This is a genomic window from Mucilaginibacter aquaedulcis, from assembly GCF_030409325.1.
GTDB classification, from domain to species: domain Bacteria; phylum Bacteroidota; class Bacteroidia; order Sphingobacteriales; family Sphingobacteriaceae; genus Mucilaginibacter; species Mucilaginibacter aquaedulcis.
Window position 1 is genome coordinate 2,165,880 of record NZ_JAUFPR010000002.1, and the last position, 20,888, is coordinate 2,186,767.

General features: G+C 41.9%; 12 protein-coding genes. 3 read left to right on the forward strand and 9 right to left on the reverse strand.

What is annotated here, in order from left to right; all coding sequences use genetic code 11:
• Positions 1-431 precede the first annotated feature (431 nt).
• From QWZ01_RS13340 to QWZ01_RS13350, 3 genes are read right to left on the reverse strand one after another with little or no spacing between them, the layout of a single operon-like run.
• Complete coding sequence (locus tag QWZ01_RS13340; protein ID WP_290323894.1) at positions 432-1,562, reverse strand: efflux RND transporter periplasmic adaptor subunit; 1,131 nt, start codon at positions 1,560-1,562, stop codon at positions 432-434.
• Positions 1,555-4,803, reverse strand: coding sequence for an efflux RND transporter permease subunit (locus QWZ01_RS13345; RefSeq protein ID WP_290323896.1), 3,249 nt, complete (start codon positions 4,801-4,803; stop codon positions 1,555-1,557). The genes QWZ01_RS13340 and QWZ01_RS13345 overlap by 8 nt, the downstream gene beginning before the upstream one ends.
• A gap of 21 nt (positions 4,804-4,824) precedes the next feature.
• On the reverse strand, positions 4,825-6,225 hold the full coding sequence (locus QWZ01_RS13350) for a TolC family protein (RefSeq protein WP_290323897.1): 1,401 nt from the start codon (positions 6,223-6,225) through the stop codon (positions 4,825-4,827).
• 90 nt (positions 6,226-6,315) lie between these two features.
• Here QWZ01_RS13350 and QWZ01_RS13355 point away from each other — a divergent pair, with 90 nt between their 5' ends.
• Together QWZ01_RS13355 and QWZ01_RS13360 are read left to right on the forward strand one after the other, a co-directional pair.
• Positions 6,316-7,263 carry a LysR family transcriptional regulator gene (locus tag QWZ01_RS13355; RefSeq protein WP_290323899.1) on the forward strand — a complete coding sequence of 316 codons (948 nt, stop codon included), beginning with the start codon at positions 6,316-6,318 and terminating at the stop codon, positions 7,261-7,263.
• A gap of 13 nt (positions 7,264-7,276) precedes the next feature.
• Complete coding sequence (locus tag QWZ01_RS13360) at positions 7,277-8,461, forward strand: family 8 glycosyl hydrolase (protein WP_290324625.1); 1,185 nt, start codon at positions 7,277-7,279, stop codon at positions 8,459-8,461.
• A 1-nt stretch (position 8,462) separates the two neighbouring features.
• Here the strand turns inward: QWZ01_RS13360 and QWZ01_RS13365 are convergent, their stop codons facing one another.
• The 5 genes from QWZ01_RS13365 to bglX all read right to left on the reverse strand — a co-directional run bounded on the left by QWZ01_RS13365 (position 8,463) and on the right by bglX (position 19,647).
• Positions 8,463-9,749, reverse strand: a complete 1,287-nt coding sequence (locus QWZ01_RS13365) for a flavin monoamine oxidase family protein (RefSeq protein WP_290323901.1) — start codon at positions 9,747-9,749, stop codon at positions 8,463-8,465.
• 20 nt (positions 9,750-9,769) lie between these two features.
• The gene (locus tag QWZ01_RS13370; RefSeq protein WP_290323903.1) at positions 9,770-11,317 is read right to left on the reverse strand and encodes an FG-GAP repeat domain-containing protein; all 1,548 of its coding nucleotides are present in this window, start codon (positions 11,315-11,317) and stop codon (positions 9,770-9,772) included.
• Between the two features lie 101 nt (positions 11,318-11,418).
• A complete protein-coding gene (locus tag QWZ01_RS13375; RefSeq protein ID WP_290323904.1) occupies positions 11,419-13,197 on the reverse strand; it encodes a RagB/SusD family nutrient uptake outer membrane protein in 1,779 nt (592 codons plus the stop codon).
• A gap of 13 nt (positions 13,198-13,210) precedes the next feature.
• A complete protein-coding gene (locus QWZ01_RS13380; protein WP_290323905.1) occupies positions 13,211-16,471 on the reverse strand; it encodes a SusC/RagA family TonB-linked outer membrane protein in 3,261 nt (1,086 codons plus the stop codon).
• A gap of 866 nt (positions 16,472-17,337) precedes the next feature.
• Positions 17,338-19,647, reverse strand: a complete 2,310-nt coding sequence (bglX, locus tag QWZ01_RS13385; RefSeq protein ID WP_290323906.1) for a beta-glucosidase BglX — start codon at positions 19,645-19,647, stop codon at positions 17,338-17,340.
• A gap of 195 nt (positions 19,648-19,842) precedes the next feature.
• Between bglX and QWZ01_RS13390 the strand changes: the two genes are divergently transcribed.
• Positions 19,843-20,604 (forward strand): NUDIX hydrolase, encoded by a 762-nt coding sequence (locus tag QWZ01_RS13390; protein ID WP_290323907.1) that lies wholly within the window; start codon positions 19,843-19,845, stop codon positions 20,602-20,604.
• Positions 20,605-20,623: 19 nt separating this feature from the next.
• On the opposite strand, the gene QWZ01_RS13395 is transcribed toward QWZ01_RS13390, so the two are convergent.
• Positions 20,624-20,860 (reverse strand): hypothetical protein, encoded by a 237-nt coding sequence (locus tag QWZ01_RS13395; RefSeq protein ID WP_290323908.1) that lies wholly within the window; start codon positions 20,858-20,860, stop codon positions 20,624-20,626.
• Between the last annotated feature and the right edge of the window lie 28 nt (positions 20,861-20,888).

Here is a 20,888-nt window from a genome sequence, read left to right on the forward strand (position 1 = left end):
GTTGTCTGAACCACGATTAAGCAGATTTGGGGATTGGAGTATCTTTTAAATCGCGATAATCTAAGCCCCTATTGGCGTTGTCACCAACAACTACACCCTAAGCGAGGATTGTGCGATTCCCTCCCCTGGGAGGGTGTAGGGAGGGGTTTCAGAGTCAGACTTATTCGTTTGAAATGGCGTATAAACCCCTCCCTGCCATTACACAAATCCACCACACCCCTCCCCAAGGAGGGAATTGAAAATCTTCCGAAAACCTATGGTATTGTTACCAACAACCATTTCAAAAGCTTTTTGAAGTCTCCCCTTTAGGGGAGATTTAGAGGGGCTTCTCCTCCTCCCCAAAACATTACATCCCGCCCTGCCGAAGCAAAGCGGGATGTAAACGTAAGCAATCAGTCAACGAATTAACTCAATCTAACCCTATCAACTAATTATTTATCTTTCACGGTAGATCCGTCCCTGATCTCATCGCTGGCTGCTTTTACAAGCTGGTCATCCGCTTTCAGATCACCAAAAACCTCGATCATATCGCCCGCCGAAAAACCTTTTTTAGCGTCAACCCATTGTGCTTTGTGGTTTACAACCCTTATCACAAATACTTTTTCGGTTGAAGTAACTACAGCTGTTTTAGGTACCACAAAGGTGCTGTCGCCACCCGGCAGTGGTACGTTAACCTCTGCAAACATGTGTGGTAACAGTTTTTTATCTTTATTGTAAACGTCCATCTCCAAACGTTCCGATCTTAACTTTTCGTCAAGCGCTCCGGCCATACGTTTTACCTGAGCGGTAAACTTTTGGTTTGGCAAAGCTTTTACAGTAAAGTTAACCTCGCTTTTATTGCTCAAAGAACCGGTAGACACCTCTGGTATAGATACTACCAAACGCAATCTTTTTTGATCCTGAAGGGTAAACAACGGATCGGCATTTTTGCCGCCCGGACCTACGTAGGCACCTAAGTTTACATTACGGCTGGTGATCACCCCATCAAACGGAGCCCTGATCTCCAGATAAGCCAGGTTAGCCGAAACTTCCCTATAGGCAGATTTAGCAGCTTCTACGTTGGCAAGGTCTGAGTTTTTCTTAGCCTCTGCCTGCTCCAGATCATTCAGTGATACGGTACCCGGTGTTTTGCTGGTACTTACCAAACGATCATAAGTAGCTTTACTGGCAAAGTATATGGCCTCTTGTTGTTTTATTCTTGATTGTGCCCCTGCCAGTTGCGAGTTGATCTCCGGTGCTTCTAAAACCACCAGCAGTTGCCCCTGATGTACTTCAGAACCGATATCAACTAATAGTTTTTTCACATAGCTGTTAACCTTGGCATACAGGTCAACCTGCTGGTAAGGGATCAGCTCGCCCGGGATGGTAACTGCGGTGCTTAACTTTCCTTTTTTTACCGGAACCAGTTGCACCGAAGGTGTTTCAACAGCTTCCTGCTGCTGCTCTTCCTGGCTTTTTTCTTGTTTCTCTTTTTCTTCTGAGTGACAGGCGCTCAGTAAACTGCTGATGGCTACCGCCAAAACAGCAAGCATGAGGGTTGATTTATTTTTAAGATTATTCATGATGATGCAAAGGGACATAAAATTTACTTTCTTTATCTTCAGGGTCTAATGAAACAGATTGTGTGGTGGCATTACCTTGTACCCAGGCAAAAACCAAAGGTAGTATTAATAACGCTGCAAAGGTTGATGCTACAAGCCCGCCGATAACCGCGCGGCCAAGCGGTGAGGTTTGATCACCACCCTCGCCCAGGCCCGATGCCATAGGGATCATACCTACGATCATGGCCAAACTTGTCATTAATATCGGGCGCAAACGCAATGCAACCGCCTCACGGGCTGATTTTAGCGCATCGCCATTGTGCCTCCGCAACTCTTCGGCGTTTGTGATTAATAATACCGCGTTTGATATAGATACACCTACAGACATGATCATACCCATGTATGATTGAAGGTTTAGCGTAGCCCCGGTTATCTTAACCAGCAGCAACGAACCAAACAATACCGCAGGTACTGTTGAAAGTACCACTAACGACATTTTGAACGATTGGAAGTTGGCCGCAAGCATCAGGAATATCACCAGGATGGCTACCAACAGGCCCGATTGCAAACTATCAAGTGTTGCCGTTAATGTTTGGCTCAAACCGTGAAGCTCAATAGTTAAACCACGTGGTAATTTACCCAATGAATTAATTGCCTTTTGCACATCATCAGTTGCGGTACCCAAATCCTTGTTATTTAAGTTGGCTGTAACCGATAATGTTGGTATTGCACCTACGTTATCATTTTCGCCATTGGTTACACCTGTTTTAACATCGGCAACATCACTCAAAACCGGTCTTGACTGGTTGCTCAGTACCGGGATTTCCTTAACATCATTTAAGCTGGCCATCTGGTATTCTGGTATCTGAACCTGTACCTGGTAGCTTAAGCCTACTTTTTCATCCAGCCACACATTTTTTTCAGTGTACCTTGATGATGAGGTAGAGGCGATGAGTGAGCGGGAAATGTCATTTAAACCTACACCCAATTGCGCTGCCCTTTGCCTGTCTATATTGATATCGATAGATGGGTAATTAAACGACTGGCCAATTTGCACGTCGCGTAAATAATCTATACTTTTCAATTTATCCATCACTTTATAGGCATACTCCTGGTTCAGCTTTTTATTTTTTCCGGTTAAGGCAATTTCAATTGGAGTTGGTGAACCCTGACTTAAAATTTTATCCGTTAACTCAATCGGCTCAAAAGAAAGATTGATACCCGGGATCTGTTTATGGATGGCATTCCTGAAACGCTCTTTCAGGTCATCCAGGTTTTTCACCTTATAATCCTCCGTTAAACTGATCTGCATAACAGCCTCCTGCGGGCCCGCCATGAATAAATAGATCGGGTTGGTGGAGAATGATGAAGGGTGCGAACCAACCATAGTTGAAGTGATGGCAATATGTTCTTTACCTACCAGATCGCCCAGGATATGCTGCGCTTTAACAGCTATAGCTTCTGTACGCTCTAAACGTGTACCATCAGGTGCACGTAAACGAACCTGGAATGTACCTGAGTTTACCTTTGGCAATACATCGCGCCCTATAATGTTGAACAGTAAAAAGGCTAATCCAAACGCACCTATTACATAAACGGTAACCAGGATTTTCCGGTTAGGCAGCATACGGTCCATTAAGCGCATAAAGCTATCCCTGAACTTATCAAAACGGGTTACTTTACCCTCATGATGTTCAAGCGCCTTTTTCATCGCTTTTTCTTTTTGCTCCCATGGCTCACCTTCATCCTCCAGGGCAAAACCATCTTTGTGGCTGTGGTCTTCATGTTTGTTAACCATTAGCCAGTTGGCCATGATAGGCACAAAGGTTTGAGCCAGGAAGTATGATATGATCATGGAGAAACCAATAGCCAAAGCCAATGGCAGGAATAATGCGCCCGGTATGCCGGTCATGGTAAATGCCGGAGCAAACACCGCCAGGATACAGAACAGGATCAGCAATTTAGGGAAAGCTATTTCCTTACAGGCATCCCATATAGCCAAAGCCTTAGGTTTGCCCATATCAAAATGCTGGTGAATATTCTCGATAGTTACCGTTGATTCATCTACCAGGATACCGATCGCCAGCGAAAGCCCGCTCAGCGTCATTATATTGATGGTTTGATGAAAAAGGGCAAGGAAGAATACCGCTGATATGATACAGGTAGGTATAGTTAATATTACAATTAACGCGCCGCGCCTGTCGCCCAGGAACAGTAGTACCATGAGGCCTGTGAGTACGGCACCAATGGCACCCTCTTCGGCCAAACTCTTAACCGCGTTAATTACATATACCGATTGGTCAAACACGAACGACAACTTCACATCATCAGGTAACAAAGCCTGGAAACGTGGTAAAGCTTTTTTCAGGTTTTGAACCACTTCCCATGTTGAGGCGGTGGCTGATTTAGTGATAGGCAGATAAACCGAACGTTTACCGTTGATAAGGGCGTAACCCTGTGTAATATCGGCGCCATCTTCCACAGTGGCCACATCATGCAAAAACACGGTTTGGATACCGTTTTTATATAAAGGTATATCCCCGAAATCTGATATTTTTTTAATGGTTGTGTTTGTTGGCGACAGGTAGTTGTAATCGCCAATACGCACGTTACCAGCAGGGGTATTCTGGTTATTTTCGCGCAGGGCGGCAACTATCTGATCGGGGGTTAAGTTGTGCGAACGCAGCAATCCCGGATCAACCTTGATAACTACGGTACGCTGGTTACCACCAAAAGGTGCCGGTGCAACCAAACCTGGTATTGATGTAAATGACGAGCGCACATAAACCAGCGCAAAGTCTAATAATTCGTTATTTGAACGTGTTGGGCTGCTTAATACCAACTGACCTACAGGTAGTGTTGAAGCATCAAAACGTAAAATGAACGGAGGCTGCGACCCCGGCGGGAAGGCCGCCTGGGCACGGTTGGTATAGGCCGTGACCTCCGCCGCGGCCTGTGCCATATTTGTACCTTCGTAAAATGTAACTTTAATAAGTGTTAAGCCTTGTATATTTTTGGTTTCGATGCTTTTTACACCCGAAACAAACAGCAGCAAGTTCACATACTGTTTACCAAAATAAGCTTCCATCTGGTTTGGGGTAAAACCGCCGTATGGATGGGATACATAGATAACCGGCAAATTCAGATCAGGAAAGATATCTATCTTGATAGTACGTACCGCATTGATCCCGAAAAAAAATAGTCCGGCTACTATAACCAATATGGTAATTGGTTTCTGGAGCGCCCCTTTTATCATTCCCATTATAAATGTGTATAGCTATTGTTAAAAATTATTGATGAATAAGCCAAAATCGCCGGTAGCAGCCGACTTGAACAGTAAAGCCTGCCATACATTGTTAAAGGTAATATAGCGGTCAACCTCGGCCCTGTTCAGTGTATAAAGGGCTTGTGTAAAATCAACTATGTTAGCCAAACCGTTTTTATACAGGGTATACTTTTGCTTGTAGGCATCGCTCGCGGCCGAAACCTCAACAGGTACTTCTTTATAATTTTTCAAAGCATTCCCTATGCGGGTATCTGCCAGTACCTGTTGCGCGGTTAAGCGTTGTTCAACTACGTCATAATCATTTTTAAACTGCTCTGAAGTATATTTTTGCGATTGTACCTGGTAATGTACCCTGAACGGGCTGGTCAGGTTCCAAACCATGGCAACACCAAACAGGTAGTTATAACGGGTTGGGTTTGCACCGGCACCATAACTGCTACTGTAGCTATTTAAGTTTGTACTGTAATCAGCGTTAAAGCCCGATCCCCTGCCTTGGTAAACACCGAAAAGGCTAAAGGTAGGTAGTGCAAAGGTTTTCAGGTATTTAGCCTGCTCATTGCTCACGCCTATACGATTCTTTAAAAAGCGTAGTTCTGGATGATCACCGATCTGAACTGAACTTTGCGCCGAAAGATTGCCGGGCAGCTTAGTAACAAAAGCGCTGTCGAGCTCAAACTCCTGCGATGGGATGCCCAGATAAATTGATAATTGATTGCTTTGATCCTGAACCGTTTGTAAAGTGTTGGTTAAGGAAATTTTAGCATTTGATACCTCTGCATTAGCCAATGCCGAATCAACACCAGGGTTTAAGCCATTTTTTACACGTGCCGCAACCACTTTTTGAAGATCCATAGCGCGGTTAAGGTTATCCTGCTGCGCTTTGGCCAATTGCTGTGCTGCCAGTAAATTAAGGTAGGTGCTTGCTACCCTTACTTCATGCTGAAACTGTTCCTGAGAAAGGTCCGTTTCGTTCAATGAAACCACATTGCGCTGTACCTTTACGCGTTCAACAGCTTTGCCAAAGCTGAAAAAATCCCAGCTCACATTGCTCAGATACAGTGAACCAAAGGCCGCGTTCCAATTTTGTTTGGCTAATGCCGGGCCCGATGAGGCTACCGATAAACCATGATAACCGTACAGCGGGCCGTTTTGACCGTTTGCTGTTCCGTAATCTTGTTGGGCCGAGATACTTACATCCGGTAAATATTCTGTTCGTGTTTCTTTTAAGTTTGCCTTAGCAGCATTTAGCTGGTTTGCTTTGGATTTAATGGTACCGTAATTAGCGAGCGCCATTTGTTCAGCATCTTTGATATTTAAAACTTTTTGCTGAGCCTGAGCCTGGAAGACTGAGAAAACACCTAAAAACAGAAGTAGTTGTTTTGAAGGTATGTTGAACATTATTGTGTATTTTGTACACTGCAAAGGTATCTCTATATAATATATGAAAAAAATGAATTAATTTTGTCATAATCATTAGCAAAATTCATAATGAATATAGCACTCCACCATTTCCGCCTGGTTGATACCATATCTAAGGAGGGAACATTGACTAAAGCCGCTGAGGCTCTGCATCTTACACAGTCTGCCCTTAGTCATCAACTTAAAGAACTTGAACGTGAACTTGATATAGAGGTTTTCCATCGTCAGGGTAAAAAGTTACAATTGTCTGAGATTGGTTACCGTTTTCTGCGCAGCTCAGAAAAAATAATTTCTGAGATCAGAACAATGGAAGAGGATATCCGCAATTATAAGAACGGGAAAACAGGAAAGCTTAACATCAGCATGCAGTGTTACACCGCATATCACTGGTTACCAGGGGTTATCAAAGACTTTAAAAGCCAGTGGCCCGATATTAATATCAACATTGTTTCTGATGCTACACAAAGGCCGCTTGAATACCTCATGCGCGGCGATCTGGACCTGGGCATTGTGCGTACACAAATGGTGAATACCAAAATAAACTATGAGCCAATTTTTGAGGATAGGCTGAATGTGATTTTACCGGCAGATCATCCGCTTGTTGCAAAAGAGGTGATTGACATTTGCGATTTTCAGGATCAGGACCTGATCCTGGCACTTTATGACCCAACCTACCAGGATACGCCACTAATTGAAACCCTGATCCAGGAGCAGCATGTAAGGCCTAAAACGTTAAACCGCATACATTACACCGATGCTACCATTGAAATGGTAAATGCAGGCCTGGGCATAAGCGTAATGGCCGATTGGATAGTTAGACCATATTTAAAAAACAGAAATGTAGTGGCCAAACCACTGCACCATAGTGTTGCTAAAAGAACATGGTATGCTGCAACCTGCAAAGACACCCCGGTTATACAGAATTTTTTATCATGCCTTAAATTGTATTTCAACGAAAATCAAATGTGCATGGAACCCGAAAGACTTGAGGAACTTTTGCAGTTACAAATGGTTTAACAGCCTTGTATTGATGCTTTTTGCCGCCGCGCAGGTTAATGCGCAGCTGCAAAAGCCCTTTCCGCAGCATAGCTTGTATGCCAATGGCAGCATCAGGCCTAACCATTTATCGCAACAGCAGCTGGATAAACAGGTAAGCGTTTTTTATGATCAATGGAAGGCACGATACGTAAAACCGGGCTGCGATAAAAACCAAAACTACATTTGGTTTGAAAAACCGGGCAAACAATGTGTGTCTGAAGGTCAGGGATATGGTATACTGATCACTGTGCTGATGGCCGGTTATGATAAAACCGCTCAAAGCACCTTCAACAATTTGTACCGTTATTACAAAGCGCATCCGGCTAAAACATCACCTTATTTAATGGCCTGGGCCCAGGGTAAAAACTGTAAGGATCTTGACCGCAGTACCGCCACAGATGGAGATATGGATATTGCCTACTCCCTCCTGTTAGCTGCCAAACAATGGGGTAACGACGGGCAGATCAATTACGCGCTGGAAGCTAAAAGCATGATAACAGCCATCATGCAGCACGAAATAAACCCTGCCACCTACTCTATTCTAATAAGTGATGCCATTGAGCATGATAGTCGTGACTATTTTGACACGCGATCATCTGACTTTATGCCAGCGCACTTTAAGGCTTTTGAAAACACTTTAAAGGATGGCAAATGGCAAAAAGTTATCAGTAGCAATTACCGGCTTTTCAGCCTGATGCAAAGCAAATATAGCCCGGATGCGGGCATTGTGCCCGATTTTATCCGCAACGTTAATAAAGTGCCACGCCCTGCGCAAGCCAACTATCTTGAATCGGCTTATGATGGTTTTTATAATTATAATGCCTGCCGGGTGCCATGGCGTGTAGCCAGTGATTATTTACTATATGGCGATAAAAGGGCATTGGCCATGGTTACCAGGATCAATAGCTGGATACGCCAAACTACCAATGGCAATCCTGATAATATTTCAGCGGGTTATACCTTGGCGGGTAATGATATTAAGAGGCGTTATTTTGAAGCTTTAAGTTTTATAGCGCCATTCACAGTATCTGCCACCGTTGATAAAAGCAACCAGGTTTGGCTCAACAAACTTTGGGATTATCTGGTAGCCTTTAAACTGCGCGATTATGATTATTATGACAACAGCATCAAAATGCTGGATATGATCATTGTATCGGGCAATTACTGGAAGCCATAGGTTACCTTATTTTCTCAGCAACATTTTTTCCGCTGGTTAAGGCTGCTTCAACCGTTCCCATGGCTGGGCCTTCATACAGATATTCGCCGGCAAAAAACACGGTATCATTAACGGAAGTATTAAGTGTTTTGCGTGCGAAAGGGGCCTCTACTGTATCATAGGCATAGGAGCCCTGTATAAATGGCCTGCTTGTCCAGTTTATTACATGCCACGATCTGATCTGGCTTTGCAGTTCATCAATATCTTTTTTAAAAATATTAGCAATTGATTGCAGCGACTCCGCCAATAACTCATCATCGGTTGCATCTTTTTTGGCCCAGGCGTCGGGCCCTCCTACCCAACCGGTAAATACGGTTGAGCGCTCCGGGAACTGTGACCACCAGGTAGGTATCTCTTCCTGCGAAAACAGGTAGCCCATATCTCTAAGGCTTTTACCATCATCCGTTTGCACGTTCTCCCAAAAAGCCTCATTAAAATCGATCAATATTTTTATAACCGCGCCAAAACCCATTTGGTGTATGGCATCTTGCTGTTCTTTAACCAGCGGGTGAAACACAATAGTTCCTTTTGTAACTGCATCTGTTTGCAGAACACCAAGCGGGATAGCTATAATGGCCCTTTCGGCATGGTACGTTATGCCATCAACAGCTATTGCAGAAACCTTTCCCGGCTCCCAATAAATATCTTTTACCGCACTGTTCAGCTTCATTTGGCCACCATTTGCCTCACATTCGGTAGCCAGGTAGCTCAATAGTTTTATGTATCCGCCTTCAATGCGATGCTGTGCGTTTTCATCTTCACTTTGCCATTCCTTTCGCAGGGCAAAGCTGCTTGCGTTTTTAGGGTTAGCCGTATCGTAGCCCGAAACAAATTGCCGTACTGATTCCCGGAGTTCGATGTATTTATCACCCGGAAACTCTGTTTCTATAAAATCATGAATGCTGGTATCCTGCTCCAACTTATTGAGTTTATCAATAAACTCATCCCAATGGTCAATAAACACTTCAGTGGTAGTAAACTTTCCATTATCGTACCTCCACATTGATGCCGAGGCCGAATGGTATTTAATACCGCTTTCCTTAAGCAGGTTAAGCGTAACAGGTAAATCGCCGTGTACAAATTCGGCTCCAAGCTCTATAACTTTTCCATTTTCATAGATGGTATGTATGCGGCCGCCAATCCGGTCCTGAGCCTCCAATACAATTACCTTTTTGCCCTTAACTGCCAATTCGCGGGCTGCCATCAAACCTGCAGCACCTGCACCTATTATCAACACATCGGTATTCATGATTCAAATATCCAAAGAATTTATTTGGCCTTAGTACCTGATGTATTCTTTAATATGATAAATGGATGGTGGGCATTCCAGGTTGGGGTAAACTTTTCTTCATTAATAAAGCCAAAAGAAAAATTACCTAATAAAACATCAGGTTTGCCATCTCCATTGTAATCATTAACATCCATACATATCCACCGGCCATAATTAAAAATTGGCGGGTTGTGCGGTATAAAGTGCATAGGACGATCTTGCTCAAAGTAAGTAAAACCTTCTCCGGGATTATTTTTCAGATCGGAGAAGAAAGCGATGACAGCTATATCCAATTTGCCATCTCCGTTAAAATCAGCCGCTATGGCCTTCGTAGCTCCATTTACAGGATAAAAGTATGCTTGTTTATATTTAAAGTTACCCTGATTCAGATATATATAAACGCCATGAAAGGGCTTTAATATTTTGGAATAGTCGCTATTATCGCCGCTGGTATACAATATATCAAGCTGCCCGTCATTATTAAAATCAACCAGCTGAAAACTGCTTGAACCGTAAACCGGTGGAAGCCTGATCAGATTACTTTGTGTAAACCCTCCCTTATGATCATTTAAAAACATCCACACACCCTCATCAGCCTGTGCAAAAAGGCAGGCAATATCGGGCCAGCCATCATGATTAAAATCACCAATAACAGCCTGCTCTGCTCCTGGTATAGAACTGATGACCATCTTTTCAAATTTTTTGCCGGGCAGCTGCTTGTACCAATATAAACCACCAAAATTATGACCAAAACCGCACACCACCCTGTCAGTTAAACCATCCTTATCCAGATCTACCTGTATTGACTGTAAAGGGCGGGGTAATTTATCGGCTATGGTATCGGCTTTCTTCATACCGGGTTTACTCAAGTCAAAATCGGCAACATAACCGTTGGCCACATCTATGGCAAGCATGGTGCCTATAAATGTAAATGAACCATGCTCGGTTCCATTAGTATCCTTTGTAAACTGAACATTAACCGCAGGCGAACCAAACTTGTTAGTAGCAATTAGTTTTGACTTGTCGTTCCATTGATATAAACCATTATTCATCATATCACTTGTAAAAATGCGATGACTAATGCTATCAAACGTTATCATGGTAGTTGTGGCTACCGGTACAGTATCTTTTGAAAGGGGCACGAGTGTAAAAACACCCCAATCTTTAAGCGGCACAACAGGAGCTTTGGCCGGCTTAATAGTCTTAGGAGCTGTTTTAGTATAATAATCAACAATCTTAAGCCACTCATCATAGGTCACAGTACTTTTTGCCGATGGATTATTCACATACTGATCATCCGCATAAACCTCAATACCCAGACGCTTGGCCATGGCCGGCAGCACATGCTTTGTCCATGTTACCTGATCAAGCATTTGGGGGGCAACGTATTTGTGACAGCTGACGCAATATTTTTCTGAAAGTGACTTGCCATCAACCGCAACATCGGCTGGCGGCTGGTCATTATTACAGCTTAAAACTGTTGAACAAATGCCAATTGCCGATAAAATAATAAACGTGATAGTAGCTTGCTGTTTGCTGAATAACATTTTGATAGTAGATGTTGAAAAACTAAAGATAGATTTTTAACATAATAAAAAGAGCCGGTAAATACCGGCTCTTTTTATTATAATGATATTAAAGGTTGTTATTAATAACCTGGGTTTTGTTTCAATGTAGATGTTTTACCATCTGATTGCAGATCTAACTGTGCTTGTGGTATTGGGTAATATTCATTTTTACCAGGAGTAAAGTGTGCACCTGCAATATCGGTAATCACTTTGCCATCAACTGCAAAATAAGTAGCCAGAGCTTGTTGTGCAATACCCCAACGTGAAATATCAAAGAAACGATGACCTTCAAGCGCTAACTCCAGTTTACGTTCAAAGTAGATTGCTTTTAAAGCCAGATCCTTACTTGTAAAATAACCTCCAGGATAAGGGCTAACTACATAATGTGCTGCAGGTGTAGTTGTATAACCACCTGTTGGATTAGCCGGATCTTTATAAGTATATACAAAGCCTGATGGATTTGCGGCCCTGGTACGTACGCGGTTAACATAAGCTAAACCCATATCGCCAGAACCCAATTGAGCTTTAGCTTCTGCAGCCATTAACAATACATCAGAAAAACGGATGATGTTAACCTGGTTTGCATTACCTGGTGCCCATGAATGCGCATCGCCATAAGTACCTTTTGATGCCTGGAAGTAAACATTCTTTTTAGCTGAGTACGGACCAGCAGAAGATTGCTCACGAATCCAGTTTTGACCTGGGTGATTACCCCAATCAAGGAATGGAATGCCACGACGGCCAACTGTCCAATCAAAACGAGGGTCGATGTTACCGGCATCAAGTGTGAAAGCAGCATTTGAAGCTATACCCTGATCCTGAGCAATTGGATGTGAATTATAATCGTCAAGATAAGGTAAACCATTTGCATCTGTACGGAATGAGTTTGCCAGATCTAAAGTTGGCTGGAAGAAACCGCAGCAACCGAAAGGGCTGTTGTAAGGATAGTTTAACATATCGCCATTATTAGCATTACTGATGGTGTTGGTACCATCATTAGCAGCCTGCTGAATAGCAAATACTGTTTCCTTGTTGTTTTTAGTAGCAGCGTTAAAGTTGTCAAAATAATTTGTATTCAAGTCATAAGCAACGCCAGCAGAGTTAGTACCTGTTGTTATTACTGTAGTAAATAACGCGTCAGCGTCGGTGTATTTCTTTTCAAACAAATAAGTTTTTGCAAGATATGCACCTGCCGCCCATTTATTAACACGGCCTACTTGTGCTTGAGTTGCTGGTAAATTGGCATAAGCAAATTTGAAATCATCTTCAATTTTCGGCCAAATATCAGTAGTGTTTGGCTGTATAAAATTGGTGGTAGATTCATCAATGTAAGGCACATTGTTAAACATTTTTTTCAGGTCGAAATAAAAATGTCCGCGTAGAAATCTTGCCTGTGCAATGATTATTGCTTTGTTCGCATCAGTTATACCAGTAGCGGTGGCTACTGCTTTTAACACGTTATTTGCCCTGTTCACACCTTCATAATCAGCTCTCCATTTGGTATTCATGAAACCATTACTCGCATCAACTGTGAAAGCCGCAATGGAGTTAATTGGTGGCTGATCCGTTCCGGAACTACCTTTGTGCGCATCACCGCCGGCAACGCTGCCATAAATCCAGTTATCAGGAGATGACTCCCAGGGGCCGCCGCCACCGATGGCCGCGTTAGTTCCCTGCTGCCCAGTAAGTATGGCGTAAGCACCTATTAATAAACCATCCACACCAGCCGCTGTAGTAATTGTTGTTGAGCTTAGGGCACCTATTGCCGGTTGTTGCAAATAGGACTTTTTACATGAACTTGGTAACACACCAGCGGTTGCGATTAATGCAAAGACTGATAAACGTTGTATACTTTTCATAATTTCTTAATAATTAAAATTTAACTTGTACACCTAATAAATAAGTACGCACTGGCGAATAGTTACCACGATCTACACCAAAATTGGTGGTACTTGCCGTGTTACTGTTCTGCGCGCCGCCTACGATTTCCGGATCCACACCTGAGTATTTAGTTATAGTAATTAAGTTAGCACCTGATAAATAAATTTTCAACTTGTCAATACCAATTGATTTTAGAATTTGCGGATCAAAAGTATAACCGATTTGTGTATTACGTAAACGCAGGAAAGAACCGTTTTCTACATAATATGAATTTGGTACTGTACTGGTACTGAATGAACCATCAATTTCCTGTACAGGAGCTTTAGCATTCTGGTGAGTAGGAGTCCATGAGTCATATAAAGCAGTTTTGCTTTTTGCACCCAGGAAGTTGGTGTAAAAATCTGTCCACCATCTGGTATCATTCCAGATTTTGTTACCATAAGAACCATACCAGAACATATTCAGATCCCATCTTTTGTAAGAAAAGTCAAGATTTAAGCCACCTGTAAATTTAGGGTTAGGATTGCCCAATTTTGTACGGTCATCGGCAGTGATCTTTCCATCACCATTAATATCTGCGTATTTGAAACGGCCAACAGCAGCATCATTCTGATACGTACCGCCTGCTTTAGCATTTGCAGCATCAATTTCGGCTTGTGAGTTCCAGAAACCTGCGGTTTGGTAACCAAAGAAAGCACCTACCGGACCACCTACCTGGTTACGTATAATTGAACTACCATTAAAACGGCCGCTATTTACATCAAAATAAGGCTGTCCTGCGGTAACTTTCTTGATTACGTTATGATAAGTAGTGAATGTTAATGTTGCATTCATTTTTAAATCATGTGACAGGTTATGGTGAGTACCAACAGTAATGTCCAAACCTGTATTATCCATAGCACCAATATTGCTGTATGGAGCTGTAGCAGCACCATAGGTACCAGCTAAATTTGGATTGAACAACAGGCCTGTGATGATCTTTTTATAATAATCTGCAGAGATCTCTAATTTTTGGTTGAAGAATGAACCGTCAAAACCAATGTTAAAGTTTTTATCAGATTCCCATTTTGCACCAGGGTTACCTATACGTGTTTGTGTAAAACCAGGAACTGTTGCAGTTGATGTACCACCGATATCATAATAAGAGTTCACTTTGCTTGCACCAAATGTAGTAAAAGCATTGGCAGGGTCAACGTTTAATTGGTTACCCATGATACCGTAACCACCACGGATTTTTAAGTCATTTATCCAGTTAACTCCTTTTAAAAAGCTTTCCTGAGATACACGCCAGCCGGCACTTACCGCAGGGAACCAACCATATACGTCATTTACAAAACGGGTTGAACCGTCACGGCGTATAGTAGCGTTTAAAAGATATTTGTCATTATAAGTATAATCCAAACGACCAATCAGTGAAGATATCCTATCTTTTTGCAATGTACTGTAAGCAGTTGGCGTTCCAGTACCTGTAGTTATAGTGGTATAGTTTGGATCAAATGTAAAGTAACCTGTATTTGTGGCACCTAAAGTTTGATACCTGTTTTTGTATGCTTCTGTACCAACCAATAATTTAATATCATGCTTGGCAATAATCTGATGATAAGTTAATGTGTTTGTCCAGGTGTAGTTATATCCGTTATATGAATTCTCTGCATAAGTGTTTACTGTGTTATTTTCAGAGTTTTCATATTCAGGGAAAGTAAAGTTGTGATCGTAATCTGAATAATACTCACCACCAAATTGAGTACGTATTGTGAAATATTTCAGGAAGTCAACCTCACCAAACATATTTCCAAATACCCTGTTTACAGAGCCATAATTATTTAAGGTACGTGTTGCAATGGCAACTGGGTTACGCGCATTACCTAAGTTGGCTGTATTTGAACCTGCAAAGTTACCTTTGATATCATATACAGGAATAATTGGTTGCTCACGGAATGACATACCGATAGCGGTACCTTCGTCATTTTCGTTAACTTTAGGATTTTCAGTTACGGAGTATGAAATATTTTCACCTACTCTGATGTGTTTAGCTATATTATAGCTGGTATTTGCTCTTACGGTATAACGTTTATTGTAAGTACCTAATAAAGTACCTTGTTGATTAAAGTAATTTGCAGAAAACAGATAAGTTGCATTTTCTGTGCTACCGCTCATGTTTAAGTTATGGCTTTGTATAGGAGCTGAGCTGAATATTTCATGATACCAGTCTGTACCTGATTTATTAGCCCTGGTTATACGGTAAAAACCAGACGGGTCACCAGAAGTGTAAAATGGATTAACGCTGTATTTTGCAGGATCAACTGCAGGGTCGCCATCATGTATACCAAAAGGTCCTGCTCCGCCTGCATTGATATAGTCAGGCAAAACGTTACCAGTAGGGCCATATAAGTTACTTGACAAATCAACCGGAATGTTTTTTAACCTGGCTGTATTTTGAATTGCAAGCGTTCTTAAACTCATCATTTCGGTAGGGTTTAGCAAATCGTAAACATTGCCACCTTTTGGAACCTGAGTACCATAATAAGCATCGTAAGAAACAGTTGTTTTTCCGTTACCTTTTTTGGTTGTAATGATGATTACACCATTTGCTGCACGAGCACCATAAATTGAGGCAGAGCTCGCATCTTTCAGTACCTGCATATTTGCAACGTCATTTGGGTTAATGTCTGTTACGTTAGTTGTAGGTACACCGTCAACAACGTACAATGGCTGGTTGTTTCCGAAGGTGTTGGCACCACGAATTTTAACAGCCGGAGCTTCACCTGGCTGACCTGATGCTACAACTGTAACACCCGCTGCCTGGCCTTGTAATTGGTTTTCAACAGATGCTGATGGCTGCCTGGTTAAAGCCGCTACATCTACTACTGCAACCGCACCAACCAAGTCCTTTTTACGTGAAGAACCGTAACCAGTAACAACAACTTCATTTAATGAGTTGCTGCCGGCTCTTAAAGTAACATTTAATGTGGTATTTGAGCCTACAGTAATATCTGTGGTTTGATACCCGATGTAGCTAATAGTTATTACATCACCTGATTTTAGGGTTAAGGTAAAATCGCCGTTAACATCAGTTACAGCGCCCGTGGTAGTACCTTTAACGCGTATAGACGCGCCAACTACAGGTAATTTATCATCGCTGCCGATAACTTTACCTTTGTACTTTGTTTGGGCTGTAACTACTAACGAAGAAACCAGGCAGCATAGTAGCACGCCCAGGAATCTTCCTTTAAGGAGTAAACTTTTAAACATGAGATTGAGATTTAGTTGATTAATATATTTGATTTAAGATTGTAAGTCGATAATTGATGTTTTATGTTGGAAAACGGACATTATAATACCTCAGAATAAACCTTTTGCGGGGGGCAAGCGTGTATATTCCATTGCTCTGGTTAAGCAATTCTTTAAATTCAGAAGACTCAGAAAATAAAAAATGTAAAAGTTTAATCATATGATCTTCTCGTAATAAATTTTAAACTTATCCTCTGCACCGTTCCTTTTTTAACGCTACCTGAAACAAGAGCGTAAACCCTTAAATGTTATTATTAATATTAGATTTTGTATGATTTCTGATGTTTCAGAAATTTATATTGGCTATGCAACTAATGTAATGAAGGTGTATTGTTTACACAAGGGAAAAATGCAGATTTACAAATTAATTATTGGTAAATCATTTAAGCAAAGAAACATTGTAATTTGAGATTACTTTATTAATAATTTCTTAATAAAAGAATAACTTTTGTAAAAATTTTGTAATGTAAAAATGGTATAGATAATGATAACATATCCTTTAAAAACGGTTTGAACGTATAATTCTGGTTACATAGCCCCAAAAAGCCATTTTATTTTTACTTTTTTGAGCCTGTTAAACTTAAATGCCGTTTTGAATTTTCAGTACTGAATACCATCATACACAGACAGTAATGTCATTATAACATTTATTATTTTCGATTAAAGAAACCCCTGGATACTAAAATTCATAAATAATATTAAAATAATAAATGTAACCAAAACAGTTATTGACAATTGTAAACAAAAACCTATAAGCTAAATTACCCACAACAAAAAGCGCCGGTATTTTCATATCGGCGCTGTCTTTGTTAATACTGTTTATATGCTTATTTACTCCATTGCACACTTGCAGTATGGGTATCGGCAGAGTTGGTACCTATCTGTATAATAAACTCACCAGCCTCCCAATCATATTTAAGCTGACTGTTGTAAAACTTCAACTCCTCAGGTGTAATATTAAAGGAAACTTCTTTTTGCTCGCCAGGTTGCAGGCTTATCTTTTTAAAGTTTTTTAATTCTTTTACAGATCTGCTGATGCTGGCTACCGGATCGCTAATATATAATTGTACTACTTCTTCGCCGGCATATTTACCGGTATTGGTTACATTAACACTGGCTGTAAGGGTTTCATTTCCCTTCAATTTGCTTTTGCTTAGTTTAACATCGCTATATCCAAAGGTTGTATAGCTCAAACCATAGCCAAACGGATAAAGCGGATCATTGGAAATATCCAGGTAGTTTGATTTGAATTTTGACGGACCTTTACCATCATAAGGTCTACCTGTATTTTTATGGTTATAATATATAGGTATTTGCCCTACGCTGCGCGGAAAGGTGGCGGTTATTTTACCGGCCGGGTTATAATCGCCAAACAGTACATCAGCAATGGCGTTACCGGCTTCGGTACCCGGGGCCCACACATCTAATATAGCATTGGCATGTGTATCTTCCCAGGTTAAGGTAAGCGGCCTGCCATTAAATAATACGATCACCAGCGGCTTGCCCAATTTGGCCAGTTCCTTCAGCATATTCTTTTGGCTCTCGGGAATATCAATATCCGAACGGCTTGATGATTCGCCCGACATACTTTGCGACTCACCTACCACCGCTACAATAACGTCTGATTTTTTAGCCGCGTCAACCGCTTCTTTCAATAATACATCGGCCGGTTTAGGATCAACAGAAACCATTCCGGGGCCAAAATTTAGTCTTTTGATAAAAAGGCTGTCTTCTGTAATGTTTGCTCCTTTAGCATAATTGATAGTTACATTGCTGCCGGCCACATTTTTAATACCTTCCAGTACGCTTACCGATTTTTCCCACTCGCCCGCAATAACCCAGGTGCCCAGCATATCACGGTGGTTATCAGCCAGCGGGCCAACCAGTGCAATAGAAGCTGTTTTTTTGAGCGGCAATGTTTGCGCTTCGTTTTTTAGCAACACAAACGAATGTTTAGATATGTTGCGTGCCTGAGCGCGTGTTTCGGGAGTTAAAACTTCTTTGGCCCTGCTGGCATCAATTGATTTATAAGGATTATCAAAAAGCCCCAGTTTATATTTAGCCTCCAGTACGCGGCGGCAGGCCAGGTCAATTTCCTGGTTGGTTACCTTACCCTCAGCAAGCGACTTTTTCAGGGTAGTTAAAAAGCCCTCGCCTACCATGTCCATATCCAGCCCGGCTTTTAATGCCAGGGCTGAAACCATTTGCAGATCGCCAAGTCCGTGAGCTATCATTTCGTTAACCGCGGTATAGTCTGATACCACAAAGCCTTTAAAGCCCCATTGTTTACGCAGTACATCGGTTAGCAGCCATTGGTTGGCTGTTGCAGGTACACCATCAACAGTATTAAATGAACTCATAAAGCTACCCGCACCGGCATCAAGAGCTGCCTTATAAGGGGGCAGGTAATCCTGGTACATTTTAATCCGGCTCATATCAACCGTATTGTATTCCCTGCCAGCTTCGGCACCGCCATACAGGGCAAAGTGTTTTACGCAGGCCATTACAGCGTCGGCATTTTTCATGCTGCTGCCCTGGTAACCCTGTACCATAGCTTTGGCTATTTGTCCGCCGTACCAAGGGTCTTCACCCGATCCTTCAGAGATACGCCCCCAGCGTGGGTCGCGGGCTATATCAACCATTGGCGAGTAAACCCAGTTAAGTCCTTCGGCTGTTGCCTCTTTGGCTGCTATCTGGGCCGATTGCTTGATCAGACCCATATCCCAAACGGCCGACATGCCCAGTGGGATCGGGAAAATAGTGCGGTGCCCATGTATAACATCAAGCCCAAAAATAAGCGGGATATGCAGCCTTGAGTTTTTAACGGCCAGGTCCTGCACTTCCTTTACACGGTCGGCTCCCCAAACGCCAAACACACCACCTATAGAACCTTTCTTTATTTTTTCTTCAACACCTTTATTTACCACCGAGCCTGTGGTTGCCGCCCCAATGGTTACCAGGTTAAGTTGTCCTATTTTTTCGTCGACCGTCATTTTACCCATGAGGCCGGTAACGAACGTATTCATTTTAGCGTCATCTGCTTTGGTTTGGGCCGCTACCTTGCTCAAAGGTAACAGCACTGCAACACAAAGCGGGATAGCCTTGCTAACAAGCCGGGTTGAAAAATACTTTTTCATTTTTTAAATTTAGATATAAGAGAATTGGTTAAACAAATATGGACATAAAATATACACGACTGTATATCACTTACTTATTTTGATAAAATTTTGACGGTTTGAATTAGAAAATGTAAAAAAACCTCATCGTGTACAAAGTACACAATTGTAAATATTATAACTAAATAATCAAACTATTTTTGTAGAATAGCACAAATGTTAAGCAAAGAACGACTTATTGAATTCAGCGATGATGCCCGCAAAAACTATCTCGATCATATTTCGATTGATTGTGTAGTTTTTGGTTTCCACGGCGGACAGATGAAAGTGTTGCTGTTAAAAACCCCTGATGAAGAGAAATGGTACCTTCCTGGCGGATTTGTGCTTAAACAGGAGCCCATTGATGATGCCGCAACAAGGATACTACAAGAGCGAACCGGCCTTGATAAAATATTTTTACAGCAGTTTAGGGTATTTGGTGATCCCGATCGTTCAAAGTTTCATAACGACCTGTACAGGGATATGCTGCCTGCGGGCGAAAACTGGTTTTCGGGCAGGTTTTTATCTATAGGATATTATGCACTTGTTGATTTCTTTGACGTTAACCCACAGCCCGACCAATTTTCGGAACTATGCGCCTGGCGTGATCTGGATGATATGCCCGAATTACAGCTTGACCATGAGCTGATATTTAAAAGTGCCCTTGACACACTGCGCCTTCAGCTCAATTACCAGCCTATTGGCTATAACCTGATGCCCAAGGATTTTACCATGCCCGAACTGCAAAAGCTATATGAAACCATATTGGATAAAAAGCTGGACAGGCGTAACTTTCAACGGCGCGTACTTGCCTTTGGTATACTGACCCGTGCAGATAAACCACGTAAAGGCGGTGCGCATAAAGCGCCCTACCTATACTCTTTTGATCTTGAAAATTACACTAACGCGTTAACCGAGGGCTTTAAAGGAGGCTGGTAATGGTTTATTCTATATAGGTTTATTCGGCTATATATTCCAGTTTTACCTGTATATGTAAATCCTCATTCATTTTTGCAAACTGCCGTGGGTTACGGGTAAAATCCGCATCCGTATCCATATACATGTTAATTATTTTAACCTCCTCAGGGTGTTTCTCCGTTCCAATATTATATGTAAGACCATCACCGCCTTCCAGGCGTTGTTTTAACTCCAGGTATTGTTTGCCTGTAATCATGATCATCTTTTCTGCAGTCATCAGTTTAATTAGTTTGAGTATAATGGTT